The organism is Pseudomonas sp. S2_E01, assembly GCF_054668365.1.
Genome location: NZ_CP162762.1, coordinates 1,718,731 through 1,736,265 on the forward strand (window position 1 = coordinate 1,718,731; position 17,535 = coordinate 1,736,265).

General features: G+C 60.4%; 21 protein-coding genes. 13 read left to right on the top strand and 8 right to left on the bottom strand.

Annotation, left to right across the window (positions count from 1 at the left end):
- Positions 1–16 precede the first annotated feature (16 nt).
- The 4 genes from AB4O36_RS07885 to AB4O36_RS07900 form a co-directional block, all read right to left on the bottom strand.
- The gene (locus AB4O36_RS07885) at positions 17–289 is read right to left on the bottom strand and encodes a hypothetical protein (protein ID WP_460123228.1); all 273 of its coding nucleotides are present in this window, start codon (positions 287–289) and stop codon (positions 17–19) included.
- Between the two features lie 268 nt (positions 290–557).
- Positions 558–1,271 (bottom strand): ABC transporter ATP-binding protein, encoded by a 714-nt coding sequence (locus AB4O36_RS07890; RefSeq protein ID WP_460141410.1) that lies wholly within the window; start codon positions 1,269–1,271, stop codon positions 558–560.
- Positions 1,272–1,274: 3 nt separating this feature from the next.
- A complete protein-coding gene (locus AB4O36_RS07895) occupies positions 1,275–2,117 on the bottom strand; it encodes an ABC transporter permease (protein ID WP_460141411.1) in 843 nt (280 codons plus the stop codon).
- A 64-nt stretch (positions 2,118–2,181) separates the two neighbouring features.
- The gene (locus tag AB4O36_RS07900; protein WP_460141412.1) at positions 2,182–3,168 is read right to left on the bottom strand and encodes an aliphatic sulfonate ABC transporter substrate-binding protein; all 987 of its coding nucleotides are present in this window, start codon (positions 3,166–3,168) and stop codon (positions 2,182–2,184) included.
- Positions 3,169–3,465: 297 nt separating this feature from the next.
- On the opposite strand from AB4O36_RS07900, the gene AB4O36_RS07905 reads away from it, so the two are divergent.
- Both AB4O36_RS07905 and AB4O36_RS07910 read left to right on the top strand, forming a co-directional pair.
- Positions 3,466–4,413 carry an ABC transporter substrate-binding protein gene (locus tag AB4O36_RS07905; RefSeq protein WP_460141413.1) on the top strand — a complete coding sequence of 316 codons (948 nt, stop codon included), beginning with the start codon at positions 3,466–3,468 and terminating at the stop codon, positions 4,411–4,413.
- Between the two features lie 92 nt (positions 4,414–4,505).
- Entirely contained in the window at positions 4,506–5,405 is a 900-nt protein-coding gene (locus AB4O36_RS07910) for a polysaccharide deacetylase family protein (RefSeq protein WP_460141414.1), read from the top strand.
- Here AB4O36_RS07910 and AB4O36_RS07915 read toward each other — a convergent pair.
- Positions 5,399–6,292: a LysR family transcriptional regulator gene (locus tag AB4O36_RS07915; protein WP_460141415.1), complete on the bottom strand. Its 894-nt coding sequence runs from the start codon at positions 6,290–6,292 to the stop codon at positions 5,399–5,401. The two genes, AB4O36_RS07910 and AB4O36_RS07915, sit on opposite strands and share 7 nt — an antisense overlap.
- Positions 6,293–6,418: 126 nt before the next feature.
- Here AB4O36_RS07915 and AB4O36_RS07920 point away from each other — a divergent pair, with 126 nt between their 5' ends.
- The 8 genes from AB4O36_RS07920 to AB4O36_RS07955 all read left to right on the top strand — a co-directional run bounded on the left by AB4O36_RS07920 (position 6,419) and on the right by AB4O36_RS07955 (position 13,856).
- Positions 6,419–7,567 carry a muconate cycloisomerase family protein gene (locus AB4O36_RS07920; protein WP_460141416.1) on the top strand — a complete coding sequence of 383 codons (1,149 nt, stop codon included), beginning with the start codon at positions 6,419–6,421 and terminating at the stop codon, positions 7,565–7,567.
- Between the two features lie 10 nt (positions 7,568–7,577).
- Positions 7,578–7,868 (top strand): muconolactone Delta-isomerase, encoded by a 291-nt coding sequence (gene catC, locus AB4O36_RS07925; protein ID WP_460123246.1) that lies wholly within the window; start codon positions 7,578–7,580, stop codon positions 7,866–7,868.
- A gap of 54 nt (positions 7,869–7,922) precedes the next feature.
- A complete protein-coding gene (gene catA / locus AB4O36_RS07930) occupies positions 7,923–8,852 on the top strand; it encodes a catechol 1,2-dioxygenase (protein ID WP_460141417.1) in 930 nt (309 codons plus the stop codon).
- Positions 8,853–9,001: 149 nt separating this feature from the next.
- Positions 9,002–9,958, top strand: a complete 957-nt coding sequence (locus tag AB4O36_RS07935; RefSeq protein ID WP_460141418.1) for an AraC family transcriptional regulator — start codon at positions 9,002–9,004, stop codon at positions 9,956–9,958.
- 109 nt (positions 9,959–10,067) lie between these two features.
- Positions 10,068–11,432 carry a benzoate 1,2-dioxygenase large subunit gene (gene benA / locus AB4O36_RS07940; RefSeq protein ID WP_460123254.1) on the top strand — a complete coding sequence of 455 codons (1,365 nt, stop codon included), beginning with the start codon at positions 10,068–10,070 and terminating at the stop codon, positions 11,430–11,432.
- Entirely contained in the window at positions 11,429–11,917 is a 489-nt protein-coding gene (gene benB / locus AB4O36_RS07945; RefSeq protein ID WP_460123257.1) for a benzoate 1,2-dioxygenase small subunit, read from the top strand. Before benA ends, benB begins: the two co-directional genes overlap by 4 nt.
- Before the next feature lie 10 nt (positions 11,918–11,927).
- Positions 11,928–12,941: a benzoate 1,2-dioxygenase electron transfer component BenC gene (gene benC, locus AB4O36_RS07950; protein WP_460141419.1), complete on the top strand. Its 1,014-nt coding sequence runs from the start codon at positions 11,928–11,930 to the stop codon at positions 12,939–12,941.
- Positions 12,942–13,082: 141 nt separating this feature from the next.
- A complete protein-coding gene (locus AB4O36_RS07955) occupies positions 13,083–13,856 on the top strand; it encodes a 1,6-dihydroxycyclohexa-2,4-diene-1-carboxylate dehydrogenase (RefSeq protein ID WP_460141420.1) in 774 nt (257 codons plus the stop codon).
- A gap of 1 nt (position 13,857) precedes the next feature.
- Here the strand turns inward: AB4O36_RS07955 and AB4O36_RS07960 are convergent, their stop codons facing one another.
- Positions 13,858–14,220 (bottom strand): NUDIX hydrolase, encoded by a 363-nt coding sequence (locus tag AB4O36_RS07960; protein WP_460123265.1) that lies wholly within the window; start codon positions 14,218–14,220, stop codon positions 13,858–13,860.
- A gap of 219 nt (positions 14,221–14,439) precedes the next feature.
- On the opposite strand from AB4O36_RS07960, the gene AB4O36_RS07965 reads away from it, so the two are divergent.
- Entirely contained in the window at positions 14,440–14,628 is a 189-nt protein-coding gene (locus AB4O36_RS07965; protein ID WP_460123268.1) for an SPOR domain-containing protein, read from the top strand.
- A 102-nt stretch (positions 14,629–14,730) separates the two neighbouring features.
- On the opposite strand, the gene AB4O36_RS07970 is transcribed toward AB4O36_RS07965, so the two are convergent.
- Complete coding sequence (locus AB4O36_RS07970) at positions 14,731–14,970, bottom strand: hypothetical protein (RefSeq protein ID WP_460123271.1); 240 nt, start codon at positions 14,968–14,970, stop codon at positions 14,731–14,733.
- A gap of 90 nt (positions 14,971–15,060) precedes the next feature.
- Between AB4O36_RS07970 and AB4O36_RS07975 the strand changes: the two genes are divergently transcribed.
- Positions 15,061–15,396 carry a hypothetical protein gene (locus AB4O36_RS07975; protein WP_460123274.1) on the top strand — a complete coding sequence of 112 codons (336 nt, stop codon included), beginning with the start codon at positions 15,061–15,063 and terminating at the stop codon, positions 15,394–15,396.
- 4 nt (positions 15,397–15,400) lie between these two features.
- Here the strand turns inward: AB4O36_RS07975 and AB4O36_RS07980 are convergent, their stop codons facing one another.
- The gene (locus AB4O36_RS07980; protein ID WP_460123277.1) at positions 15,401–15,952 is read right to left on the bottom strand and encodes an RrF2 family transcriptional regulator; all 552 of its coding nucleotides are present in this window, start codon (positions 15,950–15,952) and stop codon (positions 15,401–15,403) included.
- Positions 15,953–16,206: 254 nt separating this feature from the next.
- Here AB4O36_RS07980 and AB4O36_RS07985 point away from each other — a divergent pair, with 254 nt between their 5' ends.
- Positions 16,207–17,409: an NAD(P)/FAD-dependent oxidoreductase gene (locus AB4O36_RS07985; RefSeq protein WP_460123280.1), complete on the top strand. Its 1,203-nt coding sequence runs from the start codon at positions 16,207–16,209 to the stop codon at positions 17,407–17,409.
- The last annotated feature ends 126 nt before the right edge of the window (positions 17,410–17,535 follow it).

Here is a 17,535-nt window from a genome sequence, read left to right on the forward strand (position 1 = left end):
GGAGCCCGAGCAGATATCACGCGTCGTCCAGCTGCACCACTTCCGGATGCGCCGCCCGATACCCCAGCATCCTGTCGATCCAGGCATTCAACTCGTTGACCCTCACCCGGTGCCCACCCGGGTAGCGTTTGAGCGTTAAACGCAGGGTTTTGTCGATTTCTGCAACGGCGTGCAGGTTTCGGGTGTTTATGTATTGTTCGATAAAACAGTCAAGTCGGTAGTGTTCGGTCTGGGAACGATAAACGCACTCCAGACCGACGACCTGATCCATTGAAAAATCGTCGCTCATTCAGTTCTCTGCAAGGCTTGATGGAGAAGGGATTTCCTTATTAGTTGACTCTACGGTCATCTGACGACTGTCAGTGGAAATGGTCGCGCATGCTATCGGTAGTTGCTGGGAATGTATCTACGATCAAAGGATTGTCTGACAAGCGGTTAAACGTTTGCGCGGTGTTGCTCTGCGAGTGTTTCTTCAATGAAACACTCTTCTGAAAGCAGCTGTTGGATATGAATTTCTCAGCGGCGAAATTGACAGGTTGACCGCTCGCCCGGACGGGTTAAATCACGTGCGCCCGCTGCAACTCAGTCAACGACAAGGCCTTGAGTTGCGCCAGCAACGGGTCACGACGATCACGGGGATGTGTCAGGGGCACTTCCACCTCCTGGCGAATGCGGCTGGGGCGGTTGTCCATGACCAATACCCGGTCGCTGAGGTACAGCGCTTCATCGACGTCGTGGGTCACCAGCAGCAGTGCAATGGCGTGACGTTCGGCCAGTTGCAGTAACAGATCCTGCAATTTCATCCGGGTGAAGGCATCCACGGCGCTGAACGGCTCATCGAGCAGCAGCACGTCGGGTCGCGAATACAGGCCGCGGGCGATGGCAACCCGTTGCGCCATGCCGCCCGAAAGCGCCTTGGGCAACGCCTCGGCGAAACCGCTCAAACCCACCTCGTCGATCAGTTGGCCGACCCAGGCCTTGTCGTAGTTGCCATCGGCACTGAAGCCGATGTTTTGCGCCACGGTCAGCCAAGGCATCAAACGGGGTTCCTGGAACACGAACGCGACTTCGCCTGCGTTGCTGCGCAGTTCACCGTGGAAGTCCTGTTCCAGCCCGGCGACGATTCGCAGCAAGGTGCTTTTGCCGCACCCGCTGGGCCCCAGCAGGCTGACGGTTTCCCGGGGTTGCAGTTGCAGGTGGATGTTTTGCAGCACCATGGTGGAGGCGAAGGTCTTTCGCTCCACGCGGATGTCCAACAAGTGGTCGGTCATGGCTCAATCCTCTGCACGTTGGCCGTTGAAAGTGTCGCGCCAGGTGAGCAAGCGCTTCTCAAGCCCGGCGAGCAGGCCGTCGCTGAGTTTGCCCAGCAGCGCCAGGACGATGATGGCCGCCAGCACGATGTCCGGGCGTGAGGTTTCGCGACCGTCACTGAGCAGGTAACCCAGGCCGCGGGTCGCGGCGATCAATTCCGCGGCCACCAGGAACATCCACGCCAGGCTCAGGCCGCTGCGCAGTCCGGTGAACAGGCCGGGCAGGGCGGCGGGAAACAGAATGCGCCGCACCAGGCGCAGGTGGCTGAAACCGTACATTTGCCCGACTTCCACCAGTTTGCGATCGATGTTGCGGATTGCCGCGACGCCGTTGAGGTACACCGGGAAAAAGGCGCCGATGGCGATCAGGACGATTTTCGAGGTCTCGTCGATGCCCAGCCACAGCAGCAACAGCGGTACCCAGGCCAGGCTCGGAATCGAGCGCAGGCCGGCGAAGGTTGGCTCCAGCCAGGCTTCGGCTTCACGGCTCAAACCGACCCAGGCGGCAAAGACCAGGGCCAGGCTGGCGCCGATGGCGAAACCGAGCAACACGCGCAGCAGGCTGGCGGTGATGTGCTTCCACAAAGGGCCTTCGGCGAGGTCGCCGAGGGTCAGGGCGATCTCGCTGGGAGCGGGCATCTGGTAGGACGGCAGCCAGCCGATCCGTACGACGAATTCCAGCAGCAGAAGAATCAGGACAGGCACGGCTAAGCCCTTGAGACGCAAACGCCAGGCATTGCTCAAGGCCAACGGCGCACGCCGGGTTGCCGGTCGTTCGAGGGGCAGGGTTTTGCTTTTGCTGGTCATGGGGTTCTCCAGTGACGACGAATCCGCGACGGGCGCGGATTCGGGCTCTCCCGTAGGCGGTTGTTTACTGACGAGCCACGGTGTCCTTGAAGCCCGTGTCGATCAGTTGGTCGATGACCTGGTCGACATTTACCCCGCGACGCACCAGTTCCTCGGACACCAGGATCGGGGCGGCAGCCTTTGAAGCGATGACGTCCCTGGCGGTCAATTGCGGGCTGCCAAGATCCGTGCGCGACAGTTGCAGCTTGGCAACGTCCAGCGGCAGGCCGGATTCGCTGGCGAGCAGCTTCGCCAGTTCATCAGGGTTTTTCACCGCCCATTCACGGGCCTGTTCGTACGCCTTGAGGACGGTCTGGATGGTTTGCGGGTGTTCTTTCGCATAACGCTCAGTGACGCTGATGACGCCGTAGCTATTGAAGTCGGTGTTGCGATACAGCAGGCGGGAACCGGCCTGGACTTCGCTGGCGGCCATATGCGGATCGAGGCCGGCCCAAGCGTCGACGTCACCTTTTTCCAGCGCGGTGCGGCCATCCGGATGCTGCAGGTGCACCAGTTCCACATCGTTCTTGCTCAGGCCAGCCTGCTGCAGGCTGCGCAGGGTGAACAAGTAGGGGTCGGTGCCTTTGGTGGCGGCGATTTTCTTGCCTTTGAGGTCGGCGACGGTCTTGTAGGGTGAGTCCTTGCGTACGACCAGGGCCGTCCATTCGGCGCGGCTGTAGACGTACACCGATTTGATCGGGCTGCCATTGGCGCGGCTGAGCACGGCGGCCAGGCTGGCGGAGGAAGCGAAGTCGACGCCACCGCTGTTGAGGTATTCCAGCGAGCGGTTGCTGCCCTGGCTCAACACCCAGGTGACCTTGGTCTGGGGCAGGGCTTTTTCCAGAAAACCCTGGTGTTTGAGCGCCAGGCTGACCGGCGAGTAATAGGCGTAATCCAGGTGCACTTCGGCAGGCTGTGGCTGCGCCGCCTGTGCCACGGGTTGCAGGCCGAGAAGCAGGGCGCAGGCGCCCAGCAAGGATCTGACAAACGGAAAACGGGCGGTGGAATTCATCGGGTTGGCTCCGGCAAGGCGTTGAGCTTTCTTATTTCCGAAAGCATGTTTTTATGAAGTGTTCCTATCAGAATGGAATATTGCAGGCTCTGTGCCATATCCGCGATGGGCCGGTTTTGAAGGGGCTTGCACCCGCATCCTGGTCTGGGCGCTGTTGATGGGAAAACACTCTGTCGACCCACTGTTGCTGGGTAAACAGTGACGATGGGCGGTCATGAGCTTATGCATAAATAGAATTTAAAAAGCTGTTATTGAGAGCGTTATGGTCTATGCCATTCACTCCCAAGGAACGCTTCGATGAACCTGTCTCGCTTTGTTCGCGGTCTGTTGACCAGCGCATTGTTTGCTACGCCTGTGGCCCACGCCGCCGATTCTGTCGTCCTGCACATCGGCGATCAGAACTACTACAACGTGCGTGCTTCGGTTGAGGCATCGGGGGTGCTCGAAGGCGCGCCTTACACCGTCGACTGGAAACACTTCCAGGCAGCCGCGCCGCTGGCCGAAGCGTTGAACACGGGCGCGCTGGACGTGGGGTTTCTCGGTGATTCGGGTTTCCTGTTTCTCGCCGCCAAGCAGGCACCGGTGAAACTGATCGGCGTATCCCGGCAGAACCCGGACACCATCGCGTTGCTGGTGCCCAAGGATTCACCGGTCAAGACCATTGCCGATCTCAAGGGCAAGAAAGTCGCCTACTGGCCCGGCGCCTGGAGCCAGCAACTGACCTTGCGAGCATTGCAGCAGGCCAACCTGCCGGAAGACTACGTCGACTTCATCAAATTGATGCCAATCGATGCCGCCGCCGCGTTGCCGCAGGGCAGTATCGACGCCTTCCCGGTGTGGGAGCCCTACATCTCCCAGCAGATTCTGTTCTCCGGTGCCCGACCGATTATCACCGCAAAAAACCTCATGCCCGGGCTGAGCGCCATCGCTGCATCGACGCCGTCCATCGACAGCAAGCGTGAAGCCATCGCCGACTTCCTGGTGCGCGTGAAAAAGGCCCGGGCGTGGGTCGACAGTCACACCGACGAATACGCCGACCTGTGGGCGAAAAAAGCCAATCTCGATCAGAACGTCTCGCGTCACTGGTTGCGCCAGGCGCACATGACCATCGGCCCGGTTGACGCCCAGGCCGCCAAGGACCTGCAAAGTACGGCGGACTTCCTGTTCAGCGTCAAGGCACTGCCTGCGTCGCTGGCAACGGCGCCGATCATCGATGCCTCGTTCGAGCAGGCACTCACCCGGTAACCAATGCCCGCGGCACCGGAACCAAAGCCCGTGTACCCTGATCCAACCCGCGGCCCGCACACCCGTGCGGCCCCACGGTCTGGACGCTCTTCATGAAACAACTGTTGAATCTATTCGGCGCGCTCGCCATTGCCGCAGGCCTGGCAGGGTGCATCGCCGCGCCCATCGAGTTGACGCCGCAGACCGAACAACGCCTGCGCCAGCAGGCCCCGATTCGTTTCCTGCTGACGTTCGACGATGGTCCCAGCGCTTCGAGCTTCTGGAACCCGACCATGACCGTGCTCGACAGCCTGGCCAGCAATCCGGTGCAACCGAACCTCAAGGCGGTTTTTTTTGTTCAGACCGGTGCGCCGCGGGCCGGCGATAGCGATATCGGACGTGAGGTCATGCGCCGTGAGCACGTCGAAGGGCAGATCCTTGGTTTCCACACCGCAACTCACTGGCACACCAACCACCGTTCCCTGAGCCCGGAGGAACTGGAGCAGTCGTTGAGCAAGGGCAGTGCCGACATCGCCGCCATCACCGGTACGGCACCGACCCTCGTGCGCCCCCCGTTCTGGAACTACGACAAACGTGTGTTCGCCGCCTATCAACGACACGGCATGCACGTGTTGCTCACCGACTTGAGCGCCAACGACGGCAAAGTCTGGGGGTTCAATGCCAGCCTGCGGCGGCGCGCGCATTTTCTGCGTTCGATGTCCGAGCTGCGTGAGCGCATCGCCCTGGGCGAACTGCCGACCGTCGAGGGGGTGATTCCCGTGGTGGTGACCTTCCACGATCTCAACCGCTACAGCGCCCGACATGCCCGCGAATACCTGCAAATCCTCCTGGACAGCGCCCAGGCGAGCGGTGTGAAAGTCGACGGTAAACCGTTTTACGACGACCAGGCGCAGTTGCTGCGTGCGGCCATGGCACGCACGGTTGGTGATAGCTCACAGGCCGTCAAATTGCCGGGGATCTGGAATTGGATCTGGGTTGGCGACAGTCATTGAGGGAGGCTGTGCGGCTTTAATTGCTCGATCATCCGCAGGCAATGATTCAGCCCCGGCGACACATCGCCCACGCGCCGACTGAGGATGATCGGTGAGGTCGCGTTGTCTTCCAGCAGCGGGGTGAAGCCGATGTCGTCGCGGTGCAGCAATTGCACCGAGGCCGGCACCAGGGTCACGCCGATGCCCGCGCCCACCAGGCCGATGGCGGTTTGCAGTTCGTTGGTCCATTGCGCGACGTGAATGCTCACGCCCTGGGATTCGAAGAGGGCAATGACATGATCGGCGTAGCTGGGGCGCGGGTTGCCGGGGTAGAGCACGAAAGGTTCTTTGGCCAGGTCCCGCAGGCTGATGGGGCCGGCCAGTAGACGGTGCCCGGCGGGCAGGGCAGCCACCAGGCGGTCTTGCCTCAGCACCGTCTGGATGATCGCGGGGTCGTCGATGCGGATGCGGCCGAAACCGATGTCGATGCGCCCGGCCTTCAGGGCCTGCACCTGTTGCAAGGTGGTCATCTCCGACAGCCCCAGCTCCAGCTCCAACGGCTCCCCGCTGCGCAGGCGGCGGATCAGTTCGGGCAGCAAGCCATAAAGGGTTGAGGGGGCGAACCCGATGCCCAGCCAGGTTTTTTCGCCCAGGCCGATCCGCCGCGTGTTATCGCAGACCTTGCCCAGTTGTTCGAGCAGCGCCGTCGAGTGTTCGTGGAAAAACCGCCCGGCGTCGGTCAGCTTCAGGGGGCGCCCCCGCTCGAGCAGCAATACCCCCAACTCGTCTTCCAGTTGCTGGATCTGTCGGCTCAAGGGCGGCTGGGCGATGTGCAGCAGCTCAGCGGCGCGGGTGAAATTCAGTGTTTGAGCCAGCACCTGGAAATACCGCAGGTGACGCAGTTCCATGGGACCTCCGTGAAAGTGTCTATGGATACCTTAAAGGTATCAAGCAAGACCAATTCTATATTGGCCTCCGGAAAAAAGCCGTACCAGAATCGGTTCCAGAACTTTAAGAACCTGACGGGTATTGAAATGCTTGCTACCGCCATTGAGTCGATCGAGACGATTATTGTCGACCTGCCGACCATCCGCCCGCACAAGCTGGCCATGCACACCATGCAGAACCAGACCCTGGTGATCATCCGCGTACGCTGTGCCGATGGCATCGAAGGCATCGGTGAATCCACCACCATCGGTGGCCTGGCATATGGCAACGAAAGCCCGGACAGCATCAAGACCAACATCGACACACACTTCGCGCCGCTGCTGCTTGGTCAGGACAGCGCCAATGTGAACGCGGCGATGTTGCGCCTGGAGCGCAGCATCCGGGGCAATACCTTCGCCAAGTCCGGCATCGAAACCGCGCTGCTCGACGCCCAGGGCAAACGCCTGGGCCTGCCGGTCAGTGAGCTGCTCGGTGGTCGTGTGCGCGACGCGTTGCCGGTGGCCTGGACCCTGGCCAGCGGTGACACCGCAAAAGACATCGCCGAAGCCGAGAAAATGCTCGACCTGCGCCGCCATCGCATCTTCAAGCTGAAAATCGGTGCGGGTGAAGTCAATCGCGACCTGGCCCACGTCATTGCTATCAAGAAAGCCCTGGGCGACCGCGCCAGCGTGCGGGTCGACGTCAACCAGGCCTGGGACGAAGCAGTGGCGCTTCGCGCTTGCCGAGTTCTGGGAACTAACGGCATCGATCTGATCGAACAGCCAATATCGCGCAACAACCGTGCGGGCATGGCACGCCTGAATGCCATGAGCCCGGCGCCAATCATGGCTGACGAGTCCATTGAGTGCGTGGAAGACGCGTTCAACCTGGCCCGCGAAGGTGCGGCCTCGGTGTTTGCCCTGAAGATCGCCAAGAACGGTGGCCCCCGTGCCGTGCTACGCACCGCCGCCATCGCCGAAGCAGCCGGTATCGCGTTGTACGGCGGCACCATGCTTGAAGGTGGCCTGGGCACCATGGCGTCGGCACATGCCTTTGTCACCCTGAACAAACTGGCGTGGGACACCGAGTTGTTCGGTCCGCTGCTGCTGACCGAAGACATTCTCAGCGAACCGCTGATTTATCAAGATTTCGAGTTGCACGTGCCGAATACACCAGGTTTGGGATTGAACCTGGATGAAGAACGCCTGGCGTTTTTCCGTCGCGACAAAACATCCACTGCCATTCATCCCGTCTGAGGAGAGCATTATGCTGTTCCACGTAAAGATGACCGTGAATTTGCCGGTCGACATGAATCCGGAAGCCGCCGCCAGGCTCAAGGCCGACGAGAAAGCCCTGGCCCAGCGCCTGCAGGAGCAAGGCAAGTGGCGCCACCTGTGGCGCATTGCCGGCCATTACGCCAATTACAGCGTGTTCGATGTCGACAGCGTCCAGGAGCTGCATGATCTACTCATGCAATTGCCGCTGTTCCCATACATGGCCATCGAGATCGATGCGTTGTGCCGCCATCCTTCTTCGATCCGAGACGACGATCGCTGAACCCAGCCTGTTCAGCCTGCTTCGACCATAATTACAAGATGAGGAACCCACCAAATGAACGTCAAGATTTCCCAGACTGCCCACGCCCAGAAATTTCTCGAAGACGCCAGCGGCCTGCTCAATGACGCCGGCAATCCACGGGTCAAAGCGTTGATCCACCGCATCCTGCGCGATTCGGTGAACATCATCGAAGACCTGGCGGTGACCCCGGAAGAATTCTGGAAAGTCGTCAACTACCTCAACGTGCTGGGCGCGCGCCAGGAAGCCGGGCTGGTAGTAGCCGGGCTCGGCCTGGAACACTACCTTGACATGCTGATGGACGCCGAAGACGAGCAGGCCGGTAAAGCCGGCGGCACCCCTCGCACCATCGAAGGCCCGCTGTACGTGGCCGGTGCACCGTTGTCCCAGGGTGAAGCGCGCCTGGATGATGGCGTCGATCCGGGCGTGACCCTGTTCATGCAGGGGCGGGTGTTCAACACCGCTGGCGAACCGCTGGCCGGCGCCGTGGTGGATGTGTGGCACGCCAACACTGGCGGCACTTATTCATACTTCGATACCACGCAATCGGAGTTCAACCTGCGTCGCCGCATCGTCACCGATGCTGAAGGCCGTTATCGTTTTCGCAGCATCGTGCCGTCGGGCTACGGTTGCCCGCCGGACGGTCCGACCCAGCAACTGCTCGATCAACTGGGCCGTCATGGCCAGCGCCCGGCGCATATTCACTTCTTCATCTCGGCGCCGGATCATCGCCACCTGACCACCCAGATCAACCTCGACGGCGACCAATACCTGCACGATGATTTTGCCTATGCCACCCGCGACGAGCTGATCGCCAAAATCACCTTCAGCGACGACCAGGCCCGCGCGGCGGCCCACGGTGTGAGCGGGCGGTTTGCCGAGATCGATTTCGATTTCACCCTGCAGGGTTCGGCGCAGCCGCAAGAGCAGCAGCGGCATGAGCGGGTGCGTGCCCTCGAAGATTGATGGCCCTCACCCCTGTAGGAGCGAGCATGCTCGCGATGGACGCAAAGACTCCGCGGGGCATCAGGTGCCCCGCGTTATCGTTGACGACCATCGCGAGCATGCTCGCTCCTACAGGTATATGATTTAACGCATAACAACCCGAGTACCCGATGATGCAAGCGCCACTACTCAGTCAGCGCAGCGCCGTGTTCGATCATGCCGACCCGTATGCGGTGTCCGGCTACGTCAACCAGCATGTCGGTAATCATTGCATCCTGATGCCGCGTACCGGGCAGCCGTTGGCCAGTCTCAATCACCGCAAGTTCGCAAGCCTCGACCTGTGCCGCATCAGTTACGGCGCCAGTGTGCGAGTCACCTCTGGTGCCCTGGAGAGCATCTATCACCTGCAAGTGCTGCTGCGGGGCAATTGCCTGTGGCGTGGGCACGGTCAGGAGCATTACTTCGCCCCCGGCGAGCTGCTGTTGATCAACCCCGATGACCCGGTGGACCTGACGTACTCCGCCGACTGCGAAAAATTTATCCTCAAGGTCCCGACCCCGCTGCTCGAATCAGTGTGCGACGAGCAGCGCTGGCGTTATCCGGGGCGGGGCGTGCGGTTTCTCGAGAACCGCTACCAGCTCGACGAACTGGAAGGATTTGTCGGTCTGCTGGCGATGATCTGTCAGGAAGCCGAAGCCAGTACGCCGATGCCCAAAGTTCAGGAGCACTACGCGCAGATCATTGTCAGCAAGATGCTCACCCTGATGCAGACCAATGTCAGTCGCCTGGACATCGGTTCACAGACGGCCACCTTCGACGCCATCGCAGACTACATCGCCAGCCATCTCAAGCATGACCTCGACAGTGAAGACCTGGCCCGCCAGGCGCACATGAGCGTGCGTTCGCTGTATGGGCTGTTCGAGCGCAATGCCGCCACCACGCCCAAAAACTACATCCGCCGCAAACGTCTCGAGCGCATCCATGCCTGCCTGAGCGACCCGACCTGCCACGTGCGCAGCGTCACCGAAGTGGCGATGGACTACGGTTTCCTGCACCTGGGCCGTTTCGCCGACAGTTACCGTAAACAGTTTGGCGAATTACCGTCCGACACCCTCAAGCGCCGTTGATCCCGGCTTCTGCACAAAACGGATAAAGGTCTGCACCCCGCGGATAGTCCACCCCATTGCCCCGTCCTAGCATGAGCCTGCCTGAACAATAACAATGGAGGCGGTGGCCATGACCCTGCGACCTGAATACCTTCACGCCTTGCTCGAAGATGATCCTGAACAAGGCGTCTATCGCTGCAAACGCGAGATGTTCACCGATCCGCGCCTGTTCGACCTGGAGATGCAGCACATCTTCGAAGGCAACTGGTTGTACCTGGCGCACGAAAGCCAGATTCCCAACGTCAACGATTTCTACACCACCACCATGGGGCGCCAGTCGATCTTCATCGCGCGCAACAAGGACGGTGTGCTCAATGCCTTCATCAACGCCTGCAGTCACCGTGGTGCGACCCTGTGCCGGCACAAGTCCGGCAACAAGAGTTCCTATACCTGCCCGTTCCATGGCTGGACCTTCAACAACTCCGGCAAGCTGCTTAAAGTCAAAGACCCGGCCAATGCCGGTTATCCATCGAGTTTCAACTGCGACGGTTCCCACGACCTGACCAAGGTGGCGCGCTTCGAGTCCTATCGTGGTTTCCTGTTCGGCAGCCTCAAGGCCGATGTACTGCCGTTGGTCGAGCATCTGGGCGAGTCGGCGAAAATCATCGACATGATCGTCGATCAATCCCCCGAAGGCCTGGAAGTGCTGCGCGGTTCGTCCAGCTACATCTACGAAGGCAACTGGAAACTCACCGCCGAAAACGGCGCCGATGGCTACCACGTCAGCTCAGTGCACTGGAACTATGCCGCCACCCAGAACCAGCGCAAGCAGCGCGAGGCCGGTGACAGCAACCCGACCATGAGCGCCGGTAGCTGGGCGAAGCAGGGAGGTGGTTTCTACTCCTTCGACAAGGGCCATATGCTGCTCTGGACGCGCTGGGCCAACCCCGAGGATCGCCCACTGTACGAGCGTCGCGATGAACTGGCGCAGGATTTTGGCCAGGCGCGCGCCGACTGGATGATCGAGAACTCGCGCAACCTGTGCCTGTACCCCAACGTCTACCTGATGGACCAGTTCAGCTCGCAGATTCGCATTGCCCGGCCGATCTCGGTGGACCGCACGGAAATCACCATCTACTGCGTCGCGCCCAAGGGTGAAAGCGACCACGCACGCGCCAGTCGCATCCGTCAGTACGAGGACTTCTTCAACGTCAGCGGCATGGCCACTCCCGACGATCTGGAAGAGTTCCGCTCCTGCCAGACCAGCTATCAAGGCAGCGTCACCACCTGGAACGACATGTCCCGTGGCGCCGAGCACTGGATCGAAGGTGCCGACGACGCCGCAAAGGAAATCGACTTGCATCCACTGCTCAGTGGCGTGCGCACTGAAGACGAAGGTCTGTTCGTGCTGCAGCACAAATACTGGCAGCAAACCATGCTCAAGGCCTTGGCGGTCGAGCAATCGAAGTTGATCGCCGTGGAGGATGTGCAATGAACATTTCCCACGACACCGTGCGCGATTTTCTCTACCGCGAAGCGCGCTACCTCGATGACCGGCAATGGGACGAATGGCTGGAACTGTACGCCGCCGACGCGACTTTCTGGATGCCGTCCTGGGACGACAACGACGAGCTGACCGAAGACCCGCAGCGGGAAATTTCGCTGATCTGGTACGGCAACCGCACAGGCCTCGAAGATCGGGTTTTCCGTATCAAGACCGAGCGTTCCAGTGCCAGCGTTCCGGACACCCGCACTTCCCACAATATCAGCAACATCGAGCTGCTGGAGCAGACCGACGGCGTGTGCAAGGTGCGCTGCAACTGGCACACCCTGAGCTTTCGCTACAAGACCGTCGACAGCTACTTCGGCAGCAGTTTCTACACCCTGGACATGCGCGGCGAAAACCCGCTGATCCTGGCCAAGAAAGTGATCCTGAAGAACGACTACGTTCGTCAGGTCATCGATGTTTACCACTTGTGAGGGCGACGTCATGACTCATTCCATCGCATTCAATTTTGAAGACGGCGTCACCCGTTTCATCGACGCCAATGTGGGCGAGACCGTGGCCGATGCCGCCTACCGCCAGGGCATCAACATCCCGCTCGATTGCCGCGACGGCGCCTGTGGCACCTGCAAGTGTTTTGCCGAAGCCGGCCAGTACGACCTGGGTGAGAAGTACATCGAAGACGCCCTCAGCGCCGAAGAGGCCGAGCGGGGTTTCGTCCTGACCTGCCAGATGCGCGCGCAGAGCGATTGTGTGGTACGAGTGCCGACATCCTCCGAAGTCTGCCGCACCCGTCAGGCCAGTTTTGAGGCGACCATCAGCGCCGTTCGCCAGTTGTCCGACAGCACCATCGCGCTGTCGATCAAGGACGAGTCGTTGAGCAAGCTGGCGTTTCTGCCGGGCCAGTATGTAAACCTGGGGATTCCCGGTAGCGAGCAGACGCGTGCCTATTCATTCAGCTCCTTGCAGCGCGATGGCGAAGTGAGCTTCCTGATTCGCAATGTGCCGGGTGGCCTGATGAGCAGCTTTCTCACCGGCATGGCCAAGGCCGGCGACCGCATGCGCCTGGCAGGTCCCTTGGGCAGTTTTTACCTGCGCGACATTCGCAGGCCGTTGTTGCTGCTCGCCGGCGGCACCGGGCTGGCGCCGTTCACCGCGATGCTGGAGAAGATTGCCGAGCAGGGCAGTGAGTACCCGCTGCATTTGATTTACGGCGTGACCCACGATTTCGACCTGGTGGAACTCGATCGCCTGGAAGCCTTCGCTGCGCGCATCCCCAACTTCACCTACAGCGCCTGCGTGGCCAGCCCCGACAGCCAGCATCCGCTCAAGGGCTACGTCACCCAGCACATCGAGCCGCAGCATTTGAACGACGGCGACGTCGACGTCTACCTGTGCGGCCCGCCGCCGATGGTGGAAGCGGTGAGCAAGTACATAGGTGAGCAGGGCATCACGCCAGCGAATTTCTACTTCGAGAAATTCGCCGCCAGCGCGGCGTAACTGAATTGTCCCCCCGTGGGAGCGGGCTTGCTCGCGATGAGGCCGGCACATCCAACATTGATGTTGCCTGACCCACCGCTTTTGCGAGCAAGCCCGCTCCCACAGTTGACTGTGTCGAATTTGAACGTTGTGGGAGTACACATGAACCGTTTCCAGGAAAAAGTCGCCCTGATCACCGGCGCCGCCCAAGGCATCGGTCGCCGGGTCGCCGAGCGCATGGCGGCCGAGGGCGCCCGGTTGATCCTGGTGGATCGCTCCGAGCTGGTGTTCGAAGTGCAGCAGCAACTGTCTGGCAGTTGCCAGGTGTTGGCCCTGACCGCTGACCTTGAGCAATACGAGGAGTGCAGCCGAGTCATGCAAACCGCCGTCGAGCGGTTCGGTCGGCTCGATGTGCTGGTCAACAATGTGGGCGGCACCATTTGGGCCAAGCCGTTCGAGCACTACGAGGCAGCGCAGATCGAGGCCGAAGTGCGTCGCTCACTGTTTCCGACCCTGTGGTGTTGCCATGCGGCGCTGCCGTACATGCTGGAGCAGGGCAGCGGGGCGATCGTCAACGTGTCATCGATTGCCACTCGCAGCGTCAATCGCGTGCCCTACGGTGCGGCCAAAGGTGGGGTCAATGCGTTGACCGCCTGCCTGGCATTCGAGACCGCCGGGCGCGGGGTGCGGGTCAATGCCACGGCACCGGGGGGCACCGAAGCACCGCCAAGGCTGATCCCGCGTAACAACGCCCAGCAGAGCCCGCAGGAAAAAGTCTGGTACCAGCAGATCGTCGATCAGACCCTGGACAGCAGCTTGATGAAGCGTTATGGAACGCTGGATGAGCAGGCGGGCGCGATTCTGTTCCTGGCCAGTGACGAGGCGTCGTATATCACCGGCGTTACCCTTCCGGTCGGGGGTGGCGATCTCGGCTGAGTTACAGGCGTCGTTGAAACGCCTTGACGATCCTGAGCGTCGCATCGCTGGCGTCCAGGTTCTGCACGGCATTCAGCGGATACCACTGGCAGTCGAAGATCTCATTCAACGGGCGCGCCTCGTCCAGGTTCAACACCGACGCCTCGAACACGTGGTGTCGAGTATTGCCGGCTTCGAGCTGCATCAGGTACAGCACGTCATCGACGGCCAGGCCGGTTTCTTCCTGTAATTCACGCACGGCCGCGCTCGCGTGGGTCTCGCCTCGCTCGACTTTTCCGCCGGGCAGCGTCCAACGACATTTGGGCTTGCGAACCAGGAGGACGTGCCGGTCCTGCTCGCAAATGACGGTTGCGCGTACTTTCATGGGGTGCCTAATAGCTCAGCGCCACAATTATGTCATAAAAATGCAATATTTGAGCCGTCGCCAATACTTCGCGGCTTATAGGGGGTTTGAGAGGGTGCTTGAAACAAAAGTGCAATCTAATATTGGATCCTCACACGACGTCTGGTCCGCATTGGTGCAGGAAGGGGGTGTAAGGTAGCCGAGTCAGTGCTCAAAGACGTGACCGAAAGGAGGTGGCTTATGAGCGTTCCGATGCTGAACAAGATGCACATGAACGGCTATGACGTAGTCAGTGTGAACAACGGCCCTTGGCGGGTCTGCACCCCGGGCGACCGGCTGGGCGCCTTTGACAGTCGGGAAGAGGCGCTGGCGTTTGCGGCGTCTTTGCCGGGGTACAGGCCGCGTGCCAAAAAAACCAATGCCCACTGAAGGGCTTTGCTGTGGGGGCGGGCTTGCTCGCGAAAGCGGTGGGCCAGTTCCATGCTTGTCGGTTGACACACCGCATCGCGAGCAAGCTCGCTCCTACAGTTGTCAGGCAGGCTTATTGCGACTGATCACCTTCGCCTTCACTTCCTCGGCATACCCTGCCAGCCGTTGTTCATCTCCCTGAAACAGATCGCATAACCTGTGAACGGCCTGCGCATCCACGTCATTACCCGACTGTCGCAGTTGTTCCGCCAGGCGCAACAGCTCCACCGCCGACCACCTCAAGTCCGAGGCAATGCCCTGCAAGTCCCGCCGCAGTTCGTTTTCAGATTCATTGAGCCACATGATGATCTCCCGAAAATGCTCGCTACGAAATTTTAGCCTCGATCTTCCTGTCCAAGAGCTACATTTTCTTTTTTGGGATAAGGATGCGCGATGCGGACTCTGGTGGCGGGAATCGTAGTGGGGATGTTGGCGGGGTGCTCATTGCCGGCCTCGGTGGTGCCGGGTGAGCCTAACTTCAGCAAATACAGTGAGAAGCCGCCCAAGGAGCTGGCTGCGTGCGTATTGCCGGCCTGGCAGAAGGAAGTCTCCAAGACAACGCAAGTCGGGATTTCCAACGGCTACCGGATCACCGCGCCCGGCATGATCAGTGCGGATGAGACGCTGGATATCGTCAAAAACAAGGACGGCAGCCGGGTTTCGTTGTACCAGGGGCCGCCCTGGGCCAAGTCCGGTGCACTGCGCGAGGCCGTTCGCACCTGTTTGTGACGGATCAGTCTGCGACTTCGGTCGTCGGTATAACCAGTGCGGCAGTGCTTTTTTTGTCTCGCCGGTCGTTGAGCCATTCATCGACCTGACCGTTGAACGCCGCCGGGGCCTTGCGTCCCACTCTTCTGGCCAGATCAAGGATGGTCTGCTGGGCCAGTGCTTCTTCCATGCGTTTTTGCGCGGTGAGCATGACCGCATGGATCGCACAGTGTCCCGATACCGCCCAATCGGGCGTGCAGCCATCGAACAAGGCGCAACGTCCGCGAATTTCACGGCATTCGAAGATCTGCTTTTGCCCATCGATGGCATTGACGATATCCAGCACGCTGATCTCGTCCGAAGGCCGCGCCAGTTTAAACCCGCCGCGCACGCCTTCAGTGGCCACCACCAATTTTGCCTTGGCCAGTTTGGTGAATATTTTCGCCAGATAGTCCAGGGGCACGCCTTGCAATTCAGCCAGGTCGCGCACGCTCGCCTCACGGGTGTCGCCGCAGTTGCCCACCAGAAAAACCAGGCAATGGATGCCGTACTCAACGCCCGCGCTGTAAAGAGACATATCAATCTCCGACTAATGTTGTCGCAAATTCTAGCAGTCTGAATCTTGACAGGCAATCTGGAAGGCTTTTCCGTGGTGCTCTGGTGTGCTTCAAGATCTTTGTTTTAAGGGGTATGGACGACGTCGATAGTGGCTATCTACAAAAACCGATTGCGTCGATTAACTAGGATCAATATAGTCGTAGTTGTTCGGTGGGTGCTGACAGCCTGCCACCTTCCAGTCATTCATTGATCGGCTTTCTCGCGGAGTTACAAATGAAACAGCACATCCTGGTAATCGGCGCAGGTTTTGGAGGTTTGTGGACAGCATTGAGCGCGACCCGCCTGTTCGACATGCACGGCCACACCAACGTGGAAGTCACCGTCCTGGCCCCGCAGGCCGAGCTGCGCGTGCGTCCGCGCTTCTATGAACCCAATGCTCATCAACTGGCCGCACCGATTGGCGAGCTGCTCGATTGTGTCGGTGTGAAGTTCATCAAGGGTGCTGCCGAGACCATCGATGTTGCCCACAAACGGGTCGGCTACATCGACGCTGCGGGCGTCGAACAGTCGTGCAGCTACGACAAACTCGTTCTGGCCACGGGTAGCCGCTTGGCCATTCCGCCGACCAGCGGCGTGGCAGAGCATGCCTTCGACGTCGATCAAATCGAGCAGGCCGTACGGCTGGAAAATCACCTTAAATCCCTGGCCCATCTGCCGGACAGCAAGGCGCGCAACACCGTCGTCGTCGCCGGTGGCGGTTTTACCGGGATTGAAACGGCGACCGAAATGACCGCACGCCTGCGAGCCATCCTTGGCGAGAACGCGGACATCGACGTGATCATCGTCGATCGGGGGAGCAAGATTGGTGGCTCCATGGGCGAAGAAATTGCCCTGTCGATCGAAGAAGCCAGCATCGCAACCGGCGTGAAATGGCACCTCAAGGCCTCGGTGGATTCTGTCGATGCCAAGGGTGTAAACCTCAGCGATGGCGAGCGAATCGACGCCATGACCGTGGTCTGGACCACTGGCGTGCGCGCCAGCGCCTTGACCGAACAGATCCCGGCGGAGCGCGATCATCTGGGCCGCCTGCATGTGGACAGCCATCTGAAAGTCATCGGCCAGGACGACATCTTCGCCACTGGCGACGTGGCCTACGCGGCATCCGACGAGATCGGAAACTACGCGCTGATGACCTGCCAGCACGCAATCATGCTGGGGCGTTACGCCGGCAATAACGTTGCGGCGCAGATCCTTGGCGTGGACGGATTTGCCTACAGCCAGCCCAAGTACGTGACATGCCTGGACCTGGGGGCTTGGGGCGCGGTGTACACCGAGGGCTGGGATCGCCAGGTGAAACTGGTGAGGCAGGAGGCCAAGGCGCTGAAAACCCAGATCAACACCGTATGGATCTACCCGCCAGCCGCCAACCGCGAAGCTGCCTGGGCGGCGGCTGATCCGCTGATCCCGATCGCGTGATCCGGCCGTAGCCCTTACACACACAAACTGTAGGAGCGAGCTTGCTCGCGATGGACTCAAGAGCAACGCGGGGTATCAGGTGTCCCGCGTTATCGTTGGCCTCCATCGCGAGCAAGCTCGCTCCTA

Bases quoted from the DNA above. Each gene is read 5' to 3' on its own strand.
- AB4O36_RS07905 (WP_460141413.1), top strand. From the start codon at position 3,466: ATGAACCTGTCTCGCTTTGTTCGCGGTCTGTTGACCAGCGCATTGTTT.
- AB4O36_RS07920 (WP_460141416.1), top strand. From the start codon at position 6,419: ATGCTTGCTACCGCCATTGAGTCGATCGAGACGATTATTGTCGACCTG.
- AB4O36_RS07890 (WP_460141410.1), bottom strand. From the start codon at position 1,271: ATGACCGACCACTTGTTGGACATCCGCGTGGAGCGAAAGACCTTCGCC.
- AB4O36_RS07985 (WP_460123280.1), top strand. From the start codon at position 16,207: ATGAAACAGCACATCCTGGTAATCGGCGCAGGTTTTGGAGGTTTGTGG.
- catC (WP_460123246.1), top strand. From the start codon at position 7,578: ATGCTGTTCCACGTAAAGATGACCGTGAATTTGCCGGTCGACATGAAT.
- AB4O36_RS07915 (WP_460141415.1), bottom strand. From the start codon at position 6,292: ATGGAACTGCGTCACCTGCGGTATTTCCAGGTGCTGGCTCAAACACTG.
- catA (WP_460141417.1), top strand. From the start codon at position 7,923: ATGAACGTCAAGATTTCCCAGACTGCCCACGCCCAGAAATTTCTCGAA.
- benA (WP_460123254.1), top strand. From the start codon at position 10,068: ATGACCCTGCGACCTGAATACCTTCACGCCTTGCTCGAAGATGATCCT.
- AB4O36_RS07955 (WP_460141420.1), top strand. From the start codon at position 13,083: ATGAACCGTTTCCAGGAAAAAGTCGCCCTGATCACCGGCGCCGCCCAA.
- AB4O36_RS07970 (WP_460123271.1), bottom strand. From the start codon at position 14,970: ATGTGGCTCAATGAATCTGAAAACGAACTGCGGCGGGACTTGCAGGGC.
- AB4O36_RS07975 (WP_460123274.1), top strand. From the start codon at position 15,061: ATGCGGACTCTGGTGGCGGGAATCGTAGTGGGGATGTTGGCGGGGTGC.
- AB4O36_RS07935 (WP_460141418.1), top strand. From the start codon at position 9,002: ATGATGCAAGCGCCACTACTCAGTCAGCGCAGCGCCGTGTTCGATCAT.
- AB4O36_RS07980 (WP_460123277.1), bottom strand. From the start codon at position 15,952: ATGTCTCTTTACAGCGCGGGCGTTGAGTACGGCATCCATTGCCTGGTT.
- benB (WP_460123257.1), top strand. From the start codon at position 11,429: ATGAACATTTCCCACGACACCGTGCGCGATTTTCTCTACCGCGAAGCG.
- benC (WP_460141419.1), top strand. From the start codon at position 11,928: ATGACTCATTCCATCGCATTCAATTTTGAAGACGGCGTCACCCGTTTC.
- AB4O36_RS07965 (WP_460123268.1), top strand. From the start codon at position 14,440: ATGAGCGTTCCGATGCTGAACAAGATGCACATGAACGGCTATGACGTA.
- AB4O36_RS07885 (WP_460123228.1), bottom strand. From the start codon at position 289: ATGAGCGACGATTTTTCAATGGATCAGGTCGTCGGTCTGGAGTGCGTT.
- AB4O36_RS07910 (WP_460141414.1), top strand. From the start codon at position 4,506: ATGAAACAACTGTTGAATCTATTCGGCGCGCTCGCCATTGCCGCAGGC.
- AB4O36_RS07900 (WP_460141412.1), bottom strand. From the start codon at position 3,168: ATGAATTCCACCGCCCGTTTTCCGTTTGTCAGATCCTTGCTGGGCGCC.
- AB4O36_RS07895 (WP_460141411.1), bottom strand. From the start codon at position 2,117: ATGACCAGCAAAAGCAAAACCCTGCCCCTCGAACGACCGGCAACCCGG.
- AB4O36_RS07960 (WP_460123265.1), bottom strand. From the start codon at position 14,220: ATGAAAGTACGCGCAACCGTCATTTGCGAGCAGGACCGGCACGTCCTC.